A 19,084-nucleotide genomic window follows, 5' to 3' on the forward strand; every position below is an offset into this window, starting at 1 on the left:
CGGCCACGCTGCAGAATGGCTGCCATGACGGCCGCCACCCCCCTTGCCGCCGCGGCGATCGCCCAATTGGAGGCCGAGGACGTCGACACCGTGATCGGCACAGTGGTGAACCCGGCCGGGCTCACGCAAGCCAAGACGGTGCCGATTCGCCGCACCAACACGTTCGCCGATCCCGGCCTGGGTGCCAGCCCCTCCTGGCATGCCTTCGCGATCGACCAGACCGGCATCGCCTTCACCGAGCACGTCGGCGTCGTCGGGGATCAGCGCATCCGCATCGACCTGTCGGCACTGCGAATGATCGGCGACGGGCTGGCGTGGGCGCCCGGCGCGTTCTTCGAGCAGGACGGCACCCCGGTAATGTCCTGCAGCCGCGGGACACTGCAGCGCGTCGAGACCTCGCTCGCCGAAGCGGGAATCGAGGCGGTGGTCGGTCACGAAATCGAATTCCTGCTGGTGGATCCGGACGGCGGGCAGCTGCCGTCGACGTTGTGGGCGCAGTACGGTCTGGCGGGGATACTCGAGCACGAGGACTTCGTCCGCGATGTCACGGCCGCGACCGCGGCGGCCGGTGTGGGTATCGAACAGTTCCACCCGGAATACGGGGCCAACCAGTTCGAGATCTCGTTGTCGCCGTTACCTCCGGTGGCTGCCGCGGACCAATTGGTGTTGACTCGCCTGATCATCGGTCGGGCTGCCCGCCGGCATGGGCTACGCATCAGCCTGTCGCCGGCGCCGTTTGCCGGCAGCGTCGGATCCGGTGCGCACCAGCACTTTTCACTGCGAAACTCGAACGGCCCACTGTTCTCCGACGGAAGCGGGGTTGGCGGCATGACCCCGGCGGGGGAGAGCGCGGTGATGGGTGTGCTGCGGGGGTTGCGGGAGGCGCAGGGCATCCTATGCGGATCGATCGTCTCGGGTTTGCGTTTGTGCCCGGGTAACTGGGCGGGCGTGTATGTGTGCTGGGGAATCGAGAACCGGGAAGCCGCAGTGCGATTCGTCAAGGGTGGCCCCGGCAGTCCGCACGGCGGGAACGTCGAGGTGAAGGTCGTCGATCCGTCGGCCAACCCATACCTGGCGTCGGCGGTGATACTCGGCCTGGCACTGGAGGGAATCAACAACGGATCGAAGCTGCCGCCGGAAACGACGATGGATCCGGCTGAGCTCTCCGACGCCGAACGCGATCGGGCCGGTATTGTGCGCCTACCCGAGGCTCAAGGTGAAGCCATTGCCGCACTTGATAGTTCGCGGCTGATTCGCGGGATACTCGGCGATCCCACCATCGACCTGGTGGTCGCGGTGCGACGGCTGGAGCAGGAGCGTTACGGGAAGCTGCGCCCTGAGCCACTGGCGGACAAGTTCCGGATGGCCTGGAGCCTGTGACCGAGCTGGCCGAACACATCGCCGCGGTCGGGCTGATCGATCAGCACGTGCACGGGTGCTGGCTGGCGGCGGGGGACCGGACGCGTTTCGAGAACGCCCTCAACGAGGCGAACACGGAGCCGATCGCCGACTCGGGTTTCGACTCGCAACTCGGCTTCGCCGTGCGCAACCACTGCAGCCCGCTGCTGGGGCTGCCCAGACATGTTGACCCACAAGTATATTGGGACCACCGCAGCAGGCTTGGCGAAGCCGAGCTGGCCCGCCTGTTTCTGCCGGCCGCAGGTGTGACCGACTGGCTGGTCGACACCGGAATCAACACCGACGTAGCCGGTGTCACCGATCTGGCGCAGTTGTCCGGGGGCCGTGCCCACGAGCTGGTTCGTCTCGAGCAGGTGGCCGAAGAGGCGGCGCGGGCAGCGGGCGACTACGCGTCGGCCTTCGGCGAGATACTGCACCAACGCGCGGCCAGGGCGGTCGGCACCAAATCAATCCTGGCCTATCGCGGGGGATTCGACGGCGACCTGACCGAGCCGTCGGCCGCGCAGGTCGCCGAGGCCGCCGCGCGGTGGCGCGATCGCGGTGGCAGGCTATCCGATCGGATTCTGCTGCGGTTCGGCTTGCACCAGGCACTGCGACTGGACAAGCCGCTGCAATTCCACGTCGGCTTCGGCGACCGCGACTGCGATCTGCACAAGGCCAATCCGCTGTACCTGCTGGACTTTCTGCGACAGTCCGGTGACACGCCCATCGTTTTGCTGCACTGCTATCCCTACGAGCGCGAAGCCGGCTACCTGGCGCAGGCCTTCAACAACGTTTATCTCGACGGCGGACTGAGCGTGAACTATCTGGGCGCGCGGGCCCCTGCATTCATCGCCCGCCTGCTGGAGCTGGCGCCGTTCCGCAAAATCGTGTACTCGTCCGACGGTTTCGGCCCCGCGGAGTTGCACTACCTCGGTGCACTGTTGTGGCGCAACGGTATTCACCGTGTCCTGAGCGGATTCGTCGCAGACGGCGATTGGAGTGCGGCCGACGCGATCCGGGTGGTGGACCTGATCGCCCACGAGAACGCCGCGCGCACCTACCGCGTTTGACACCGAGCGCCTCGGGGTATGAAGGCCGTTATGGCAACCGTGGGGGATGTCTTGGACTGGGCCCGCAAGCAAGTTGTGTCCCGGGTGCCCAAGGCCGACCTCGACCAGCGCGACCCCGACTACATCCGAGACCAGTTGCCGGGTACCTGGCTGCTGGCGTCGCTGTACTTCCGCGCTGATGTCGACGGCCTGGACCGGATCCCCGCCGAAGGGCCGGTGCTCTTGGTCGGCAACCACAGCGGCGGCAACGTGCCGCCTGACACGTTCGTCTTCACGCTCGCGTTCTGCTCCTACTTCGGGGTGGAACGGCCGTTCTACCAGCTGGCCCACAACCTCGTCGTCTCGGCGCCGCCGCTGGGCTGGCTGCGCAAGTTCGGCACCGTCGCGGCCAACCATGAAAACGCGCGCCTCGCATTGGAGTCTGGGGCCGCGCTGCTGGTCTATCCCGGCGGCGACTACGAGGTCTTCCGACCGTCGTGGGAGCGGCACAAGGTCGACTTCGGCGGGCGCACGGGTTATGTGCGACTGGCCCGAGAGGCCGGGGTGCCCATCGTGCCGGTCGCCAGCGTCGGCGGCCAGGAGAGCGCCCTTTTCCTCGACCGCGGGCAGTGGCTGGCCAAACTGCTGATGGCGGACCGGTTGCTGCGGCTCAAGAGCATCCCGATATCGCTGGCGCTGCCATGGGGCCTGAACATCAGCGACCTTGCGGGGCACATTCCATTGCCCTCCAAGATCGTGATCGAGGTGCAGGAACCGATCGACGTCGACGGTGACGACCAGGCGGTGCACGACAAGGTGATGTCCAGCCTGCAGGGCGCCGTAGACCGGCTGGCCGCCAAGCGCAGATTCCCGGTGATCGGCTGATGCGCGTCGAACGCCGCTGCGTGATCAACGCCGACCGCGACGCGGTCTGGAAGGTAGTCAGCGACCCGGACCGCTACCCGTCGTTCATGACGAGCCTGGAACGGTGGGAAGCCGCGAACGACCACCCACCCGGCGTCGGCGCGCGCTACACCGTGCATTGGAAAGTCGGCTCGGTACCGGTGGGCGGGCTGGTCGAGGTGGTCGAATTCGACGAGAACCGGGACGTGGCCTGGGTCGGGATCACCGGCGTCAGCCTGCGGGGACGGATCCGGTTGCGCGACGGCGGCGAGGGCCAGACGAAGGTGACGTTCCGGCTGTCGTATCAGGCGCCCGGGGGCCTTCTCGGCTATATCGCCGACCGGATCGCGGTGCGTCAAGTGGGCCGCAATGTGGCCGAGACGCTGAAATCCCTCAAGCGGCTTGTCGAGTCCTAAGACGTGGGTAGCGGGATGAACCGCCGCAGCTTCCCACTGGCCTGCTGACGCTGCAGGCTGTCGACGATCGCGATCTGGATCCTCGGGTCGGGCAATCCGTATGCGCGTAGTGCGGTGATCAGAGCCGTGGTCAATGTTTCGGGATCGGGCCTACCCACGACCACAATGTCGGCGCCCGTCGGGGTTTGGCTGACCTGGTACTCCGTCACGCGCGGGTCGGTGCCCAATACGTGGCGAAATGCGATGGGCGGCACCAGGATTGGACCGTACCGAAAGTCGTCGTCGCGGCGGCCGCCGACAGCGGCGACACGCGTAAACGCGCTACCGCATGCGCACTCGCCGGCCAGCGCTACCACCTGATCGCCCAGGTCGTAGCGGATGAACGGAAAAGTCCGGTTGGCCAGGCCGGTCGCCAGCGTCCGTGCCGCCGGTTGGTCGGGCCCGACCGGCGTCCCGCCGTCGTCGACACGTTCCAGGATGACCTCGTCCTCGCACACGTGCAGTCCTGGACCATGCCCGCAGCCCACCGCCTGCACACCGATCTCGGTGGAGCCCCACACGTTGTGAATCGCGGGACCCCAGGCTTCGACGATGGCGTCGCGGTCCTCGTCGAGCAGCGGCTCTGAGTTGGTGCTCACCCGCACCGGTCTGATGTCCAGGTCACCGGCCAGCGTGGCACGGGCCAGGCGCCCGATCACTGACGGATAGCCGACCAGGTGGGTGGGACGCGCGGCGGCGACCGCGGCCAGCACGTCGCCGAACGGGGCGCCCGCGGCGATCACCACCGTCTGCATGCCTGCGGCGGTGGGGATGTCGAACAGCGGCGTGCTGGCGTGCGGCGGGATGCCGGCTTCCAGCACGGCAAGCCGAGCCGGGCCGGAAAGCGCAGGCGCGCGTAGCTCTTCTCGCGCCTGCATACGCCAGGCCAGGCAGGCCGCCGAGACAAAGAACTGCCAATCCCACACATAGACACCGCGCACCCCGCTGGAGCCACCGGAGCTGAAGATCTGCTGATCGTCAGCGGTGTACGAAAACCATTGCTGCTCAACAAGAATCCTTTCCGCGCCGGCACGGTCCAGCCCGGGCGCGGTGACGATGTCATCCCACTGCAGCTGGGCGTCCTGCTTCGTCATCATCGGGAGCGACGCCAGGTCGGCGACCGTGGCACGTGACGGATCAATCCCGCGCAGGCGCTCCGCGTGAAACGGCGACCGCTCCTGCGCGTAGGTCAGCAGCGCCTGCAGCCGGTGATCGCGGTAGGCCTCGATCTGCCGGCGCGACCAATTCAGGCGCGCGACGTGATCTATCAGACTGGCCTGCACCGCGCCGAGATGCGCTGCGCGGATGCGCCGGTAGGCCGGCGTCAGACCAGGCTCGTCGCGTCGAACACCCAGCTGGTGTCTCCGGTCGCGAGGTTCTCGAAGTGGCTGGGCGGCGCGAAGCTGACCAGGCTGTTCATGTCCCAATAGTCTTTCCAGACCGTGATTTTGCCGTCTATCACCTGGTGGACGGTGACGAACCTGAGCACGCCGCGCTCGCCGGTCTCGAATGTCCATGTCTCAGAATGCTCGTACATCACGTCGCGGCCGTTGGACAGCAGCAGGCCACTGTGGTTCTCATAGCCGGCCAGCGGCGCGAGTCCTATCTTGAGCCGCTTCAGGATGTCCTCGGGACCGCGCGCCGACACGGCCGGGACGGGCATGTCGACATACAGACAATCCGGCGACAGGAACGTCTTGACCGCCGCCCAGTCCCGCTGCGAAAGCGCCTGCCACAACCCGGTTACCGCCGCCGTCTCGACCGAATTCGTAGAAACCTCTGTCATAGTCGCCAATAACACCCGGCCCCAGCACGAGTGTCAACGGCTCCGGCGCATACCCCGCACAGTGACTGCCTGCGCGAGCAATCGCAAAAGCACCTAATTCCCGGCCGAAACGCGTGCTTTTGCGTCTGCTCGCGCAGGCCCGAGGGTGACCGGCAGCGACGACCAACCGCGCAGCACCCGGGTATCCCGCCGGCTTCCCATGCCCGCTGACCGCACGTCGGGAAAGCGCTCGAAGAACGTGCGCAGCCCGACTTCACCTTCGGCGCGCGCCAGCGCAGCTCCAAGGCAGAAATGCCGGCCGCCGGAGAAAGCGAGATGCCGCCCCGCATTGGGTCGTTCGATGTCGAAGCGGTGCGGATCGGGAAATACCTCGGGATCGCGGTTGGCGGCGGCTAGGTATACCAGCACCAAATCGCCGCCGCCAACGGTGATCCCGTCCAGCTCCGCGTCGTTGCACGCCAGCCGCGCGGTGAGCTGAACCGGTGAGTCCAGCCGCAGGATCTCTTCTACGGCGTTCGGCCACAACTCCGGGCGCCGGCGCAGCGTGTCCAGGTGCTCCGGCGTGTCCAGCAACATCCGGATACCGTTGCCCAACAGGTTCACCGTCGTTTCGAAACCGGCGGCCAACACCAGTCCGGCGACCGCCTGAAGTTCGGTCTCCGAGAGGTGCGCATCGGCGGGGCCGTTTTCGGATTGCTGAATCAACTGGCTCATCAAGTCGTCGCCGGGATTGCGGCGCAGCTGCCGCAGGTGCTCGGCGAGCCACAGATCGAATCCGGCGATTCCCTCCTGGACGCGCCGGTATTGCCGCCACGGCAGTCCGAAATCCAGGCTCGGCGCAGCCATCTCACCGAACTCCAGGACGCGAGGCCGGTCCGTGTCGGGCACGCCCAGGATGTCGCTGATGATCGCGACCGGAAGTTGCGAGCAATACCGGGCGACGATGTCGACAACCCCGGAGCCGGCGGACTCAGCGGCCAGCTGGTCCAGGAGCCCGGCCGCCGTGTGCTCGACGCGGTCACGTAAGGCCGCGACAGCCCTGGTCGTGAACACCGCCGACACTGTCTTGCGGTAGCGCGTGTGGTCGGGCGGTTCGACGGCCAGCAGCGACGGTGGTCGCAGCGGGTGCAGCAGATCGTCGCGAAAGCGAGCTTCCAGCCACCGCATCGGCGCCGGCAGATTCGATCCGACCATCAGCACCCGAAAGTCGTCGGAGCGCAGCACGTCATGAGCGAGGCTATGGCCGACAGCCAGGCAAGTGGCGGGGCCCTTCAGCAGCGGGCCCTGCGGCTGCAGCTCGTCGTAGAACGACACCGGGTCGACGACCACGTTCGGATCGGCGACGAGCCTGGCCGGCAAATCCCCTCGTCGGACTCCAATCTTTGCGACGCCGCGGATGAACCCGTGCAGCACCAGCCAGTGCAGTCTCTGCTTCACGGATCCTCCAATGATTGGCCGGTCGCAGGTTCTTTCAACAGCCTAGGACCCAGGGACCCCGGGAGACGTGCCTCAGCAGTCGGCGACGATCTTGAAATCTGTCGTCACGACCTTGTTGGGATTGCGGCTGTCGATGCCGTATGCGCTGCCGGTGAACGTGTAGGTGCTTTTGACCAGGTCGACGTGGGCTTGGCCCACTCCGCCTTCCCACGCGCTGCCATTGAACCCGTCGACGTTGCGGATCTTCACCCACTGGGGGATCGCCCTGTCACCGCTGATCAGCACCACCGCTTCGACTTGGCCGCCGCGGTCGCGGATGTCTATGGTCCGGTACTGCTGGGTTTGACTGCACGCGGGCGGGCTCGCGACGTGCGTGGTGCCGTCGAGGGTCACGCGCGCAGCCTTGCGGGGCACCGTCTGGGCGTGCGCGCACCCGGCGACGCCGGCGGTGAGAACCAAAGCAACGCCCGCCACCTTGACCAAACGGTTCAGCACCAGGCACCTCCATCCGTCGCGGCAATTCGCCAGCACGAAACTTTACTGCCGTTTCGGCATCTGTCTGGGCAGTTCTTTGGCAATCCGACTGCGAACCAACTCCGGGCTGAGGCCCTTGATCCGGTCAATCCAGCGAATGCCGTTGGGCACGTACCAGTGCAGCCGCGTCGGGTGCTGGTAGGCCTGCCAGGCCACCTCCGCCACGCTGCTCGCGGGGATCAGCCGAAACATGCCCTTCTTTGGTGCGCTCGCCCGAATGTCTTGGGCGGACATCGTGGCGCCGTGGTCAGAGTGATTGGGCGTCGAGGTGAGGATGGCGGTGTCGATCAGACCCGGCAGCACGTCGGCAACTCGCACGTCGTGCCGGCGCCACTCCAGGCTCAGCGCCTCGGTCAACCCTTTGACCGCGTGCTTGGTCGCCGCATAGACGGCCAGGCGCGGTATGCCGTACGTGCCCGCGGATGACGACGTCGAGAACATCATGCTGCCCGGCGTCTTCTTGAGGTAGGGGAGCGCGCCATACGCGCCGGTCAGCACCGCCTTGAAGTTGACGTCGACCACGCGCATGGCCTCGTCATACGGCACGTCCTCGAACCAGCCGCTGGCACCGATGCCGGCGTTGTTCCACATCATGTCGAGCCCGCCGTCCGCGTTGCCGGCGCAGAAGTCGGCCAATGCGGACTCGAATGCGGCCCTGTCGGTCACGTCGACCGCACGCGTCCACAGCCCGGCTCCCAGTTCCGCGGTCAGCGCTTCGAGGCCGTCCCGGCTGCGGTCCACCGCGCCGACGCGCCAGCCCTTGGCATGGAAGAGCTTGGCTCCCTCACGGCCCATGCCGCTGGCGGCTCCGGTGATGAAGATCGATTTGACCCGGTCCGGCATGAGAACCCTCCGTTGATTGGCCGAGCGGGCCTTCAGGCGGCCTCGACCACTTCTTTGATGCGCTGGAGCGTTTTCGTCATATCCCGGATATTGCGCCGTCTGCGCAGAAAGCCCCCGAATACCCAATACACGGCATTAAGCGGTGACGGAGAAAGCCGAAATGACTCCGTCACATCGGTTCCCTCGCCGGCCGGCGCCAACCGATAATGCCAATTGTTCACGGGTCGGTCGCCCAGTAATACCGCAAAGCCGAATTCACGACCGGGTTCGCAGGCGGTCACCTCGCATGTCGTCCAATAGACGGGTCCTATCTCGTTTCGCCGAACATGCCCGCGAAATCGGGCTCCGAGCGACGGGCCCGTCGCATCGCCCAACCACTCCGCTTCTATTACTTCGGGGGAGAACCGCCCGGTGTTACGGACGTCTGCAATCAACTCCCAGATCTTGTCCGCAGGTGCCGCCATGTGAACTGTCGCCGAACCTTCCATGGCCTGATCCAAACACAGCTTCGCTCGTGGTCATAGACCTCGTCCGGACCCGGTGCCGGCTGGTCACGGACGCGGCACCGCTGCCTGAATGATCTGGTTGATGATCGATGTCACGCCGCGTCCCGGCGTCGACCACACCGCTGTGGGGAGGCCAGATGCGGTGCCGCACTTCGGCCATGCGTCCAGCCCCTGGTCGGCCAGCACCCGGTTGGCCACCGCGATCTGCTGTTCCCTGGAAGCCGCCGCCGGATTGCCGACACCGCCGTACCTGGCCCAGGTCGCCGGCTTGAACTGCAGGCCCCCGTACATGCCGTTGCCGGTATTGGCCTGCCAGTTGCCGCCCGACTCGCACTGCGCGACAGCGTCCCAGTTGGGGGTGGGGGCGGCGTTGGCAACACCGCAGGACAAGATCATCGACGCCGCAGCCAACGCGCCGAATGCGGCGGACGTCGTGAGAGGAATGCCGATTTTTGTCATGTCAGGCATTTCGCCCGATGTGTCTAAAGCGTTACCGATCCGAATAACACACGAGATAGAGATCTATCGCATCGAGATTGGCAGGTCAGAGGAAGAAATAAACCCGGCGGGTCGGGTAAAACGGGCTCTAAGGATTCAGGAGAAATCGCTGAGAATCCATTAAGAGAATTCTTCGACAAAGGCCATCGAGTCGTGTGGGCGAGACATTGCGGCGGCCCCGCTGAGTTTCGCGTTAGCCTGGCTGCTGTAGGTACCTCTATGAACAAGCGTGACGGCACATCCGGAGAATGGCTGCGCTCGGGGCGGGCGCGGGCGCTGCTCTGGGCCGCGCTCGTGGTCTCCCTCACGCTGGGTGGGGCGTTTGTGGTGGTGAGCCAGTTGCGGCCGTCGCCCGCCGAGGTTCTCGAGCATCCGGCCAATCCGGTCACCGATGATCAGAGCAGGGCCCAGGTGCTCGACGCGGCCCACCAAATCGTCACCCTCGCCGGGCTGCGGACGACGTCGGCGGGTTACCTGCCGATGTCATGCAAGGACCGCAAGGACCCGCCCTATCAGGGCGCGATCTATCTGACCTTCGCGGTACCCGCCGACGTCGCACCCGAGAAGTACTTTCCGGCTATCGCCACGACGCTGGTGAGCCACGGCTGGCTCGAAGGCCCGCAGCCCAACGGCCGCACCGACGGCAGGATGGTGTCGAAGGACGCCGTCACCGCGATCGTCTATCGCGACAGCGACGACCCGCGCCTGGGAGTCCTGCGTCTGTATGGCGAGTGCCGGAACATGAATGACCATCGCCACGACGGGTGGACCGATGTCGCCGCCCAACTCACCGCGCAGCGATAGGCCTAGACGGGGATGGTGGCGACCCGCCGCGCCCGGCTACGCCGCGCTTGCGATCGCCACGAAACCAGACGGTGGCGACCCGCCGCGCCCGGCTACGCCGCGCTTGCGATCGCCACGAAACGCGTACTGCGCCTGACGCATTTCTCGTCAGGCGCAGTAGGCGTTGTCGTGATGCCGGTTCGGTTATCCGTGAGCGCCCAGCGCGCCCTGCAGGTCACCCTTCATGGCGTTGAGCTGCGCTCCCCAGTACTCCCAGCTGTGCGTGCCGTCGGCCTGGAAGTTGAAGACCGCGTTGTGTCCGCCGGCCGCGTTGTAGGCGTCCTGGAACTTGATGTTGCTGCTGCGCACGAAGTTCTCCAGGAATTCGGCGGGCATGTTGGCGCCACCGAGTTCCGTGGGCTTGCCGTTACCGCAGTAGATCCACAGCCGGGTGTTGTTGGAGACCAGCCGCGGGATTTGAATAGTCGGATCGTTGCGCTGCCAGGCGGGGTCGCTGGAGGGGCCCCACATGTCCGAGGCCTTGTAGCCACCGGCGTCACCCATCGCCAGGCCGATCAGTGACGGGCCCATGCCCTGCGACGGGTCCATCAGGGCCGACAACGAACCGGCATAGATGAACTGGTCCGGATGGTAGGCGGCCAGAATCAGCGCCGACGATCCGGCCATCGAGATGCCGACCGCCGCGCTACCCGTGGGCTTGACGCTCTTTTGAGACGACAGGTATTGCGGCAGCTCACTGGTCAGGAACGTCTCCCACTTGTACGTGCTGCAGCCGGCCTTACCGCAGGCCGGGTTGTACCAGTCGCTGTAGAAGCTGGACTGCCCACCGACGGGCATGACGACCGACAAGCCCGACTGGTAGTACCACTCGAAGGCAGGGGTGTTGATGTCCCAACCGTTGTAGTCGTCCTGCGCGCGCAGGCCGTCCAGCAGGTACAAAGCCGGAGAGCCGTTACCGCCGCTCTGGAACTGGACCTTGATATTGCGGCCCATGGCCGCCGACGGCACCTGCAGGTACTCGACGGGCAGACCCGGCCGCGAGAACGCCCCCGCGGTCGCCGCTCCGCCGGCAAGACCGATCAGACCCGGCAGCGTCACCGCCGCCGCCGCACCGACCAAAAGCCGGCGCCCCCAGGCCCGGATCTTCTCGCTCACATCTGTCATACCTGCGCCCCTTATCCTTCTGTCGCCGCGCGTTCCCGGCAGAATTTACCGTGCGTATAGCCCGAATGTCGATCTGGATGCGAAGCAATCTCAGTTTTGTATCGATTACCGCCACCAATACAGCAACTGTGATATACGTGCGGCAAAGGCCACCGCTGCTTCCGCATGACGGTTATAGAACCACACCACCAGCCGAAATAGCGGTAGCACACGCCGACGACGGACGAGCCGAACGCGGCTGGGCGCACTGTACAAAGCTGATCTAATCAAAATGGCGGGGCCGTTTTCGACAAGTCGCCGCGTGTGACGCAATGTGTCTGTCGGTGGCGCGAGACGGACGCAGGCGGTCAGGCCGCACAAGTCCGACAAATAATGACGCGCCGGACCATTGGCGAGAGCGGGGACGCCGCTAGTGGTTCGGCACCCAGGCGATCCGACTTGCGTCGAGCGCGTAGGCTCTCTCGGAGCAAGCCGATGGAGACCACTGTCCCGGTCCATTCCGGCTCTCAAGGACCCACGTATCGATGGTGCGCGACGATAGGGCGGCTTGGGGGCGTCGGAGGCCCAGGGATGATTGAGGATGCAGACTTTGGACGCGGTACTTGGGCTGTCAGTGACACCGACGACCGTTGGGTGGGTCCTCGCCGAGGGGCATGGCGCCGACGGCACCATCTTGGACCATCGAGAGCTGACACTTCGGGGCGGTCCGGGCGTGCGCGCGGTCGGTACCGCAGAGCAGGTGACTGAAGAGGTCTTGCGGGTGAATGCGGCCGCGGCCGCCAGCGATCACCGGCTGCGTGTCATCGGCGTGACGTGGAACGACGACGCTTCGGCTCAGGCTGCGCTGCTGTTGGAATCATTGACGGACGCGGGTTTCGACAACGTTGTGCCGATCCGCATGCTCGAGGCCGTCGAGACACTCGCGCAGGCAATCGCTCCGGTCATCGGCTATGAACAGACCGCCGTGTGCATCCTGGAACAGGAATGGGCCACCGTCGTCATGGTCGACACCCACGACGGCCAGACCCAGACCGCCGTGAAGAATGTGCGCGGCGGCTTGGACGGGCTGACTTCGTGGCTGACCGGAATGTTCGACCGCAACGCATGGCGCCCCGCCGGAGTAGTGGTCGTCGGGTCCGGCGGTGGCATCGATGCGTTCTCGTGCCAGCTCGAAAAGGCTTTGCCGGTACCGGTTTTCGGGCAAAGCATGGCCCAGGTGACGATCGCGCGGGGCGCGGCGCTGGCGGCGGCGCAAAGCACCGAGTTCACCGACGACCAGCTGGTGGACAGCGTCAGCGTCGCCACTGACCCGGTTGCAGCCGACCCATCTCGTTCGCGGCGGCTGTCCTACGCCGGAGCCGCCACCGCCCTGGCCGCGGGCGCGGTGACCTTCGTCGCGTCGCTGTCGCTCGCGGTGGGCCTGCAGCTGGCGCCCGACCAGCACGCCGGAACCTCGGGACCGGTCATGCGCACGTCGACGCCGCAGGTCGCCGAGGCCGTCACGCCGACATTGCCGCCGCCGCCCGAGGTTGAACCGCAGGCCTCCCGTCCCCAGCGCATCACGGCGGGCCAACCGGGCGCCAGTGACCCGGATGGGCGGCCCCCCTCTCGGAGAGTGCTCGAGCACATACCCGGTGCTTACGACGCGCCGATACAGCACCCACCTCAGCCTTAACAGCTCAAGTCCTCTTTTAGGTGCACGGCGCTGAAGGTCACCGTCACCTCGTCGCTCACCTGCATCGAGCCCAGCAGCATCGAGTACGGCTTGACGCCGTAATCGGATTGGCGCACCACGGATTCGGTAGACATTCGCCACGAGTCACCGAGATCCTCCGTGCGCAGCTCGATTACGTGCGGGCGCGACCTTCCCCGGATCCGCAGAGTCCCGTTGAGGCGGTACCCGTCTTCGGTCCGCTCGATCCTGTCGGCTTCGAAACGGATCTGCGGATAGCGGTTGGCGCCCAACGACTTCAACGCGTTCGACTTGACCAGGGCCCGCTCCGGCCCGGAAAGTGCCTTCACCCCGCCCTCGCCGCGCACCACCTCGAAGGAATCGACCTCGATGCCCAGCTCGACGGCGACGGGCTCGGCATCGTCCCAGTGCACCGCGGCTTGCCAGCGCTTCATCGCGATGGTGAGGCGATGACCCATTCGCGCGGCCCGGCCGCAAACGCCTGTGTGTATTGACAATTCACCCTCGGATGCGTCGAGGGCCCATACCGTGTCGGTCACATGGTCAAGACGGTGCGGTAGTGCGACCGTCCCTGTTCCATCGCTGCGTACCCGTCGGCAGCCTGCGCCAGCGGAAGCTCCTCGATCCATGCTCGCACGCCCGACAGTATGGCGAAATGCATTGTCTCTTCAACGTCTTTCGCCGTGCCGGATGGATGGCCGACAATGCTGAGCCCGGGGTTTATCAACTGCACGGGGCTGATCGGCAGCGGGTCCGGAGTCACCCCTATGGTGATCAGTTCACCCTGGGGTAATAAGCCTCCGACGGTGTCAGCCATGGCTGCGGAGTTGCCCGCTGTGGCCAGCACGACCGCCGCGCCACCGAGTACTCGCAGCGCTTCGGCGACGTCACCGCTGGTGGAGTCGACGTAGTGATGGGCGCCCAACTTCCGGGCGTCATCGGCTTTTGCAGTGCCGCGGGCGATCGCAATGGTCTCGAAACCCATCGCCCGGGCGAACTGCACCCCGAGGTGGCCGAGGCCGCCAACACCGAGGACCGCCACCCGGTCACCGGGTAAGGCCTTGGTGTGGCGCAGCGCGTTGTAGGTCGTGACGCCCGCGCAACCCATCGGGGCGGCTTCGACGTCGGACAGCCCGGACGGGATCCGGGCCAGCGCACTGGCCGGCACCGTGACCGATTGCGCATACCCGCCGGGGTAGTGCCAACTCGGGATCTTCCCGTTCGCGCAGTGGATGAAGATGCCTTTGCGGCAGGGGTCGCAGTGATAACAGCATCCGCCGAACCAGCCGACTGCGACGCGATCGCCGACGGCGAATTCGTCGACGCCGGAGCCGAGTTCGGCTATGCTGCCGGCAATTTCGTGTCCCGGGGTCAGCGGCCACGACATGCCCGGGAAGCCGCCGTTGACGAAGTGGCGGTCAGTGCCGCACACGCCGCAGGCGGTGACCGTGAGGCGTACCTCGCCCGGACCCGGCGGCGTCGTCTCGACTTCGACTAGCTCCAGGGGCGCGCCCGCGGACTGTACGTGGACAGCTTTATGCGTTGACATGCGCTTCCCCCCAGGTGTGTCAGTGCGCGACAGGGCATTTAGCAGCGCCGTTGGCGGCGTGATAGTCGACCTGCCAGTGCTTGATGCCGTTGAGCCAGCCCGATCGTAGCCGCTCGGGCTTGCCGATCGGCTCCAGGTCGGGCACGGCGTCGGCGATCGCGTTGAACATCAGGTCGATGGTCATCCGCGCCAGGTTCGCTCCGATGCAGTAGTGCGCCCCGGTGCCACCAAAACCCACGTGCGGGTTGGGATTACGCAGGATGTTGAAGGTGAACGGATCGTCGAAAACGTCCTCGTCGAAATTGGCCGAGCGGTAGACCATCACCACCCGCTGTCCTTTCTTGATCTGCACACCGGACAGCTCGTAATCCTCCAGCGCGGTGCGCTGGAACGAAGTGACGGGGGTGGCCCAGCGGACGATCTCGTCGGCGGTGGTGGGGGGGCGCTCGCGCTTGTACAACTCCCACTGGTCGGGGAAGTCGGTGAAAGCCATCATGCCCTGCGTGATGGAGTTGCGGGTGGTCTCGTTGCCCGCGACCGCCAGCAGGATGACGAAGAAGCCGAACTCGTCCTCGGAGAGCTTGTGGCCGTCGACGTCGGCCTCGATCAGCTTGGTGACGATGTCGTCGCCGGGGTTCTTGGCCCGGTCGGCCGCCATCTGCATGGCATACATGATGAGTTCGACCGAGGCGGCGATGGCGTCATTGGCGGCGAATTCGGGATCCTGATCCCCGACCATCTGGTTGGACCAGTGGAATAACTTCATGCGGTCTTCCTGAGGCACACCGAGCAGACCGGCGATGGCCTGCAGCGGCAGCTCGCAGGACACCTGTTCGACGAAGTCGCCGGAACCTTGCCCCGCAGCGGTTTCGACGATCCGGCGGGCCCGCTCGTTGAGGTCGTCGCGCAGGCGCTCGACGGCCCGCGGGGTGAAGCCACGGGAGATGATCTTGCGCAGACGAGTGTGGTGTGGGGCGTCCTGGTTGAGTAGGACGAATTTGCCCCTTTCGATCTGTTCGCCGACAGTGCCGTCTTTGTAGCGGGGCAGGGCGGTCTTTTGCAGGCTGGAGAACACGTCGCTGCGCAGCGATATCTCCTTGACGTCCTTATGCTTCGACACCACCCAGAAACCGCCGTCGTCGAACCCGCCAACCCCGATCGGCTGTTCGTTCCACCAGATCGGTGCGGTTCGGCGCAATTCGGCCAGCTCTTCTACCGGCAGCCGCTCGGCGTGGATGTCTGGGTCGGTGAAGTCGAACCCGGGAGGCAGATTGGGTGTTGGCTGGGATGGCATGGGGACCCGCTCCTCCAAGACGAAACGACACGAAGTCTTCTAGTTTTCTAGAGCCAAATAAACCACTGCCACACCACGGTTGTGAAGGACTAACGCCCGATCCGGGAGGAGAACTGCAACGTGTTCAGTGCCGATGAGTTTCGGAGATGCCCTCGACACGCACTCCCGAACAGGCTCAACGGGGCAACCGAGTAATCGAAAAAACTCTCTACGGGTGGTGCGGTCTCTCAGGCCGACCCTGGCCAAGTCGGGAAAACGATCTTGTGACGCTGGGCACAATCGTTATGCTTTGGTGCAGGTCACCGGCGGTACTTTGGGGGCCCGGGAACGAGAGACACCGAGGGTGGAACATGATTCGCGAACTACTTGCCGCCGCGGCGATCACGGGTGCCACTATCGGCTTGGCGCCGTGCGCCGTCGCCGACAATGGGCGCTGGCCCGGCGACGTGCCCGGCATGAACTACGACGCATCGTTGGGTGCGCCGTGCGACAACTACGAGCGGTTCATCTTCGGGCGCGGACCCAGTGGGCAGGCCGAAGCCTGCCACTTCCCGCCGCCGAACCAGTTCCCGGCGGCCACCACCGGGTACTGGGTGATCTCCTACCCGCTGTACGGGGTACAGCAGGCCGGCGCGAAGTGCCCGGGCCCGCAGGCCGCGGCACAGTCGGCGGCGGGGCTGCCGATGCTTTGCCTGGGTGCTCAGGGATGGCAAGAGGGATGGTTCACCGGGGCAGGGTTCTTCCCGCCGGAGCCATGACCGGCCCCCAAGCCACCTCACCGGTCCCGCGCTGGCTGCGTTGCGTGATGGCATCCGATCGGGCCGGCTCGGCGTGGTACGTCGGTGTCGGCTTCTTCTTCGCACCCGTGCTGGCCGTGTTGTCACCGTGGCCGCTGGTCACCACCGTGCTCTGGTGGGTGATCGCGCTGGCGGGCTTGTGGCTTGGACTGCTGGGAATCGCGATGGCCGCCGGCCTGGCGCGGGTTTTGCGCTCTGGCACCGAGATACCCGAGGATTACTGGCGCACGCTGGTCAACTACTGACGGTCTAGATTCATACCCAGGTTTCGGGCAACGATAGGAGACTTCCATGGCCATCACTCCCAGAGATGCAGTCGACGCGGTCCGGGACGTGGCTACCCACGCCGTCGAAAAAGCGTCGGACATAGTCGATAACGCCAGCCACGTGATCCGCGGTGACGTCGCCGGCGGCGTCAGCGGTATCGTCCGCGACTCGATCGATATCGCCACTTACGCGGCGGAAACGGCGATCGACGTCATCAAGGGCCGTCGGGGCGAAGACGACCTGGACCTCGATTAATTCGGCTAGTTCGGCGTCTTCGGAAGGCTGGAGCCGTCAGACGCTGGCGGCGGCGTTCAGTTCGTCCAGCCGGGTCGTCGCCTCCAGGTACTCCTGCACCCAGCGCTCGATGACCGCAGACGTCTTCTCCACCTTGGTGAATTGGCCGACGACCTGCCCGACCGGGTTGAACGCGACGTCGACGGTCTCGTTCGGGTACTTGTTGGTGGCGCGCACCGCCATGCCGGAGACCATGTACTGCAGCGGCATTCCGAGCGGCTTCGGGTTGTCGGGCTGCTCCCACGCCTCGGTCCAGTCGTTGCGCAGCATCCGGGCCGGCTTGCCGGTGAACGAGCGGCTGCGGACCGTGTCGCGGCTGCTCGCCTTGGCGTATGCGGCTTGCTGAACGGGGGTGTTCGAGGCCTCTTCGACCATCAGCCACTGCGAACCGGTCCAGGCACCCTGCGCTCCCAGCGCCAGCGCCGCCGCGATCTGCTGGCCGCTGCCGATACCGCCGGCGGCAAGGACCGGCACCGGCGCCACCTCCCTGACGACCTGGGGCCACAACACAATTGAGCCCACCTCGCCGCAGTGCCCGCCGGCCTCGCCGCCCTGGGCGATGATGATGTCGACGCCCGCGTCGGCGTGCTTGCGGGCCTGCGAGGGCGAACCGCACAACGCTGCTACCTTGCGTCCGGCGTCGTGAATGTGCTTGATCATGTCGGCCGGCGGGGTGCCGAGCGCGTTGGCGATCATGGTCACCTTCGGGTGCTGCAGCGCCAGTTCGACCTGCGGCGTAGCGGTCGCCTCGGTCCACCCGAGCAGCTGCAAAGTGTCCTCGTCGGCGTTCTCGACCGGGACTCCGTGGTCGGCCAGGATCTTCTTGGCGAAGTCCAGGTGCTCCTGGGGCACCATCTTGCGCAGCGTCTCGGCGAGCTCCTCCGCCGACAGATGCGAGTCCATGCCTTCGTACTTGTTCGGGATGACGATGTCGACGCCGTACGGGTGGTCACCGATGTGCTCGTCGATCCAGTTGAGTTCGACCTCGAGCTGCTCAGGCGTGAAGCCGACCGCGCCCAGTACCCCGAAGCCGCCCGCCTTGCTGACGGCGACCACGACATCGCGGCAGTGGGTGAAGGCGAAGATGGGAAACTCGATGCCGAGTTGGTCGCATAACGCGGTGTGCATGCCTACTCCTGGGACCGTCCGCCGAATTGAAACGTGTTCTAGTTTAGTACGGAGGCCGCGGCTGTGGCCAGCCAGGTATCGCAAGCCGAAACTACGACCCGTCGCATGCGCCGCTCAGATCACCAGGCTTTGGGTAAGCCACACGACCAGAAGCGCAAGCATGCAGGCGGCGCAGATCAGGTGATCCCGCAAGATCGACCGCGCCAGCCGGCTCTGGTGCGATGTATTGTCGCCCCGCTTTCCCAGCCGTACCGCATAGGGGACGGTGTGTGTCAGGGCCAGCAGCACCGGGACACCGGCGAGAACCGCCGAGGCAAACAGCAGCCAGCCGGCGCAATTGCCTCGGGCGGCCTGAAAAGCCAAGGTGCCCAACAGGATAACCATCACCAGAGCAATCAGGCGGCCCATGGGGCGCGACGTGGTGGTGGCGCGGTGGTAGTAGTTCGCGACCGATGCCAGCACCGGCTCGGGCAATTCGGCGGCTTCTCGGTGCTTCCAGACCTGGACATCGAAGATGAGGTCCAACCACAGGACGGCCAGTAGGAATCCGCTGCAGGCGGTGAGTAGCGGAGCCAACCTTTCACCTCCGGTTCCGAAGTCACTTGCGACACCCTGATTGCACACCAAACGTGCACCAATCTTCAGCGACTGGGCTACGGTCGCTGAAGCAGGGTGATGTTTG

The 19,084-nt window shown here is 65.7% G+C and carries 22 protein-coding genes; 9 read left to right on the forward strand and 13 right to left on the reverse strand.

Features of this window, described 5'->3' with window-relative positions; translation table 11 throughout:
• Positions 1-15: 15 nt before the first annotated feature.
• The 4 genes from A9W99_RS20315 to A9W99_RS20330 are packed head-to-tail and all read left to right on the forward strand — an operon-like array spanning position 16 to position 3,769.
• Positions 16-1,380, forward strand: coding sequence for a glutamine synthetase family protein (locus tag A9W99_RS20315; RefSeq protein WP_067382317.1), 1,365 nt, complete (start codon positions 16-18; stop codon positions 1,378-1,380).
• Entirely contained in the window at positions 1,377-2,471 is a 1,095-nt protein-coding gene (locus tag A9W99_RS20320; protein WP_253870108.1) for an amidohydrolase family protein, read from the forward strand. The genes A9W99_RS20315 and A9W99_RS20320 overlap by 4 nt, the downstream gene beginning before the upstream one ends.
• Positions 2,472-2,501: 30 nt before the next feature.
• On the forward strand, positions 2,502-3,335 hold the full coding sequence (locus A9W99_RS20325; RefSeq protein WP_067382452.1) for a lysophospholipid acyltransferase family protein: 834 nt from the start codon (positions 2,502-2,504) through the stop codon (positions 3,333-3,335).
• Positions 3,335-3,769: an SRPBCC family protein gene (locus tag A9W99_RS20330; protein ID WP_067382323.1), complete on the forward strand. Its 435-nt coding sequence runs from the start codon at positions 3,335-3,337 to the stop codon at positions 3,767-3,769. Before A9W99_RS20325 ends, A9W99_RS20330 begins: the two co-directional genes overlap by 1 nt.
• Here A9W99_RS20330 and A9W99_RS20335 read toward each other — a convergent pair.
• From A9W99_RS20335 to rpfC, 7 genes are all read right to left on the reverse strand, one after another.
• Positions 3,766-5,091 carry a phenylacetate--CoA ligase family protein gene (locus tag A9W99_RS20335; RefSeq protein WP_253870111.1) on the reverse strand — a complete coding sequence of 442 codons (1,326 nt, stop codon included), beginning with the start codon at positions 5,089-5,091 and terminating at the stop codon, positions 3,766-3,768. The two genes, A9W99_RS20330 and A9W99_RS20335, sit on opposite strands and share 4 nt — an antisense overlap.
• 41 nt (positions 5,092-5,132) lie before the next feature.
• A complete protein-coding gene (locus A9W99_RS20340) occupies positions 5,133-5,594 on the reverse strand; it encodes a nuclear transport factor 2 family protein (RefSeq protein WP_067382326.1) in 462 nt (153 codons plus the stop codon).
• A 93-nt stretch (positions 5,595-5,687) separates the two neighbouring features.
• Positions 5,688-7,031 carry a cytochrome P450 gene (locus A9W99_RS20345; RefSeq protein ID WP_067382329.1) on the reverse strand — a complete coding sequence of 448 codons (1,344 nt, stop codon included), beginning with the start codon at positions 7,029-7,031 and terminating at the stop codon, positions 5,688-5,690.
• 72 nt (positions 7,032-7,103) lie between these two features.
• Positions 7,104-7,526, reverse strand: a complete 423-nt coding sequence (locus A9W99_RS20350; protein ID WP_067382332.1) for a lipoprotein LpqH — start codon at positions 7,524-7,526, stop codon at positions 7,104-7,106.
• Positions 7,527-7,568: 42 nt separating this feature from the next.
• A complete protein-coding gene (locus A9W99_RS20355; RefSeq protein ID WP_067382335.1) occupies positions 7,569-8,408 on the reverse strand; it encodes an SDR family oxidoreductase in 840 nt (279 codons plus the stop codon).
• Positions 8,409-8,440: 32 nt separating this feature from the next.
• Positions 8,441-8,914 (reverse strand): SRPBCC family protein, encoded by a 474-nt coding sequence (locus tag A9W99_RS20360; RefSeq protein ID WP_156623208.1) that lies wholly within the window; start codon positions 8,912-8,914, stop codon positions 8,441-8,443.
• Positions 8,915-8,959: 45 nt separating this feature from the next.
• Positions 8,960-9,373 carry a resuscitation-promoting factor RpfC gene (rpfC, locus tag A9W99_RS20365; protein WP_067382340.1) on the reverse strand — a complete coding sequence of 138 codons (414 nt, stop codon included), beginning with the start codon at positions 9,371-9,373 and terminating at the stop codon, positions 8,960-8,962.
• A gap of 258 nt (positions 9,374-9,631) precedes the next feature.
• On the opposite strand from rpfC, the gene A9W99_RS20370 reads away from it, so the two are divergent.
• Positions 9,632-10,216 carry a hypothetical protein gene (locus tag A9W99_RS20370; protein ID WP_216639747.1) on the forward strand — a complete coding sequence of 195 codons (585 nt, stop codon included), beginning with the start codon at positions 9,632-9,634 and terminating at the stop codon, positions 10,214-10,216.
• Positions 10,217-10,399: 183 nt separating this feature from the next.
• Here A9W99_RS20370 and ag85B read toward each other — a convergent pair whose 3' ends face one another.
• The gene (gene ag85B, locus A9W99_RS20375; RefSeq protein ID WP_067382343.1) at positions 10,400-11,380 is read right to left on the reverse strand and encodes a diacylglycerol acyltransferase/mycolyltransferase Ag85B; all 981 of its coding nucleotides are present in this window, start codon (positions 11,378-11,380) and stop codon (positions 10,400-10,402) included.
• 589 nt (positions 11,381-11,969) lie between these two features.
• On the opposite strand from ag85B, the gene A9W99_RS20380 reads away from it, so the two are divergent.
• Entirely contained in the window at positions 11,970-13,055 is a 1,086-nt protein-coding gene (locus A9W99_RS20380; protein ID WP_082930128.1) for a hypothetical protein, read from the forward strand.
• On the opposite strand, the gene A9W99_RS20385 is transcribed toward A9W99_RS20380, so the two are convergent.
• The 3 genes from A9W99_RS20385 to A9W99_RS20395 are packed head-to-tail and all read right to left on the reverse strand — an operon-like array spanning position 13,052 to position 15,916.
• Positions 13,052-13,612, reverse strand: a complete 561-nt coding sequence (locus A9W99_RS20385; RefSeq protein ID WP_067382346.1) for a YceI family protein — start codon at positions 13,610-13,612, stop codon at positions 13,052-13,054. The genes A9W99_RS20380 and A9W99_RS20385 overlap by 4 nt on opposite strands.
• Positions 13,609-14,622 (reverse strand): alcohol dehydrogenase catalytic domain-containing protein, encoded by a 1,014-nt coding sequence (locus tag A9W99_RS20390; protein WP_067382349.1) that lies wholly within the window; start codon positions 14,620-14,622, stop codon positions 13,609-13,611. The genes A9W99_RS20385 and A9W99_RS20390 overlap by 4 nt, the downstream gene beginning before the upstream one ends.
• A 19-nt stretch (positions 14,623-14,641) precedes the next feature.
• Positions 14,642-15,916, reverse strand: coding sequence for a cytochrome P450 (locus A9W99_RS20395; protein ID WP_067382352.1), 1,275 nt, complete (start codon positions 15,914-15,916; stop codon positions 14,642-14,644).
• Between the two features lie 350 nt (positions 15,917-16,266).
• Between A9W99_RS20395 and A9W99_RS20400 the strand changes: the two genes are divergently transcribed.
• The 3 genes from A9W99_RS20400 to A9W99_RS20410 are packed head-to-tail and all read left to right on the forward strand — an operon-like array spanning position 16,267 to position 17,235.
• Positions 16,267-16,674 (forward strand): hypothetical protein, encoded by a 408-nt coding sequence (locus tag A9W99_RS20400; RefSeq protein WP_067382355.1) that lies wholly within the window; start codon positions 16,267-16,269, stop codon positions 16,672-16,674.
• The gene (locus A9W99_RS20405; RefSeq protein ID WP_067382358.1) at positions 16,671-16,958 is read left to right on the forward strand and encodes a hypothetical protein; all 288 of its coding nucleotides are present in this window, start codon (positions 16,671-16,673) and stop codon (positions 16,956-16,958) included. The genes A9W99_RS20400 and A9W99_RS20405 overlap by 4 nt, the downstream gene beginning before the upstream one ends.
• A 46-nt stretch (positions 16,959-17,004) precedes the next feature.
• Positions 17,005-17,235, forward strand: coding sequence for a hypothetical protein (locus A9W99_RS20410; RefSeq protein WP_067382361.1), 231 nt, complete (start codon positions 17,005-17,007; stop codon positions 17,233-17,235).
• Between the two features lie 36 nt (positions 17,236-17,271).
• Here A9W99_RS20410 and A9W99_RS20415 read toward each other — a convergent pair whose 3' ends face one another.
• Positions 17,272-18,402, reverse strand: a complete 1,131-nt coding sequence (locus tag A9W99_RS20415) for a nitronate monooxygenase (protein ID WP_067382364.1) — start codon at positions 18,400-18,402, stop codon at positions 17,272-17,274.
• A 114-nt stretch (positions 18,403-18,516) separates the two neighbouring features.
• Entirely contained in the window at positions 18,517-18,978 is a 462-nt protein-coding gene (locus A9W99_RS20420; RefSeq protein WP_067382464.1) for a hypothetical protein, read from the reverse strand.
• Positions 18,979-19,084: the final 106 nt, after the last annotated feature.

The organism is Mycobacterium sp. 1164966.3 (assembly GCF_001665395.1).
Lineage (GTDB): Bacteria > Actinomycetota > Actinomycetes > Mycobacteriales > Mycobacteriaceae > Mycobacterium.

Bases quoted from the DNA above. Each gene is read 5' to 3' on its own strand.
- A9W99_RS20400 (WP_067382355.1), top strand. From the start codon at position 16,267: ATGATTCGCGAACTACTTGCCGCCGCGGCGATCACGGGTGCCACTATC.
- rpfC (WP_067382340.1), bottom strand. From the start codon at position 9,373: ATGACAAAAATCGGCATTCCTCTCACGACGTCCGCCGCATTCGGCGCG.
- A9W99_RS20405 (WP_067382358.1), top strand. From the start codon at position 16,671: ATGACCGGCCCCCAAGCCACCTCACCGGTCCCGCGCTGGCTGCGTTGC.
- A9W99_RS20370 (WP_216639747.1), top strand. From the start codon at position 9,632: ATGAACAAGCGTGACGGCACATCCGGAGAATGGCTGCGCTCGGGGCGG.
- ag85B (WP_067382343.1), bottom strand. From the start codon at position 11,380: ATGACAGATGTGAGCGAGAAGATCCGGGCCTGGGGGCGCCGGCTTTTG.
- A9W99_RS20395 (WP_067382352.1), bottom strand. From the start codon at position 15,916: ATGCCATCCCAGCCAACACCCAATCTGCCTCCCGGGTTCGACTTCACC.
- A9W99_RS20325 (WP_067382452.1), top strand. From the start codon at position 2,502: ATGGCAACCGTGGGGGATGTCTTGGACTGGGCCCGCAAGCAAGTTGTG.
- A9W99_RS20355 (WP_067382335.1), bottom strand. From the start codon at position 8,408: ATGCCGGACCGGGTCAAATCGATCTTCATCACCGGAGCCGCCAGCGGC.
- A9W99_RS20390 (WP_067382349.1), bottom strand. From the start codon at position 14,622: ATGTCAACGCATAAAGCTGTCCACGTACAGTCCGCGGGCGCGCCCCTG.
- A9W99_RS20410 (WP_067382361.1), top strand. From the start codon at position 17,005: ATGGCCATCACTCCCAGAGATGCAGTCGACGCGGTCCGGGACGTGGCT.
- A9W99_RS20315 (WP_067382317.1), top strand. From the start codon at position 16: ATGGCTGCCATGACGGCCGCCACCCCCCTTGCCGCCGCGGCGATCGCC.
- A9W99_RS20415 (WP_067382364.1), bottom strand. From the start codon at position 18,402: ATGCACACCGCGTTATGCGACCAACTCGGCATCGAGTTTCCCATCTTC.
- A9W99_RS20330 (WP_067382323.1), top strand. From the start codon at position 3,335: ATGCGCGTCGAACGCCGCTGCGTGATCAACGCCGACCGCGACGCGGTC.
- A9W99_RS20340 (WP_067382326.1), bottom strand. From the start codon at position 5,594: ATGACAGAGGTTTCTACGAATTCGGTCGAGACGGCGGCGGTAACCGGG.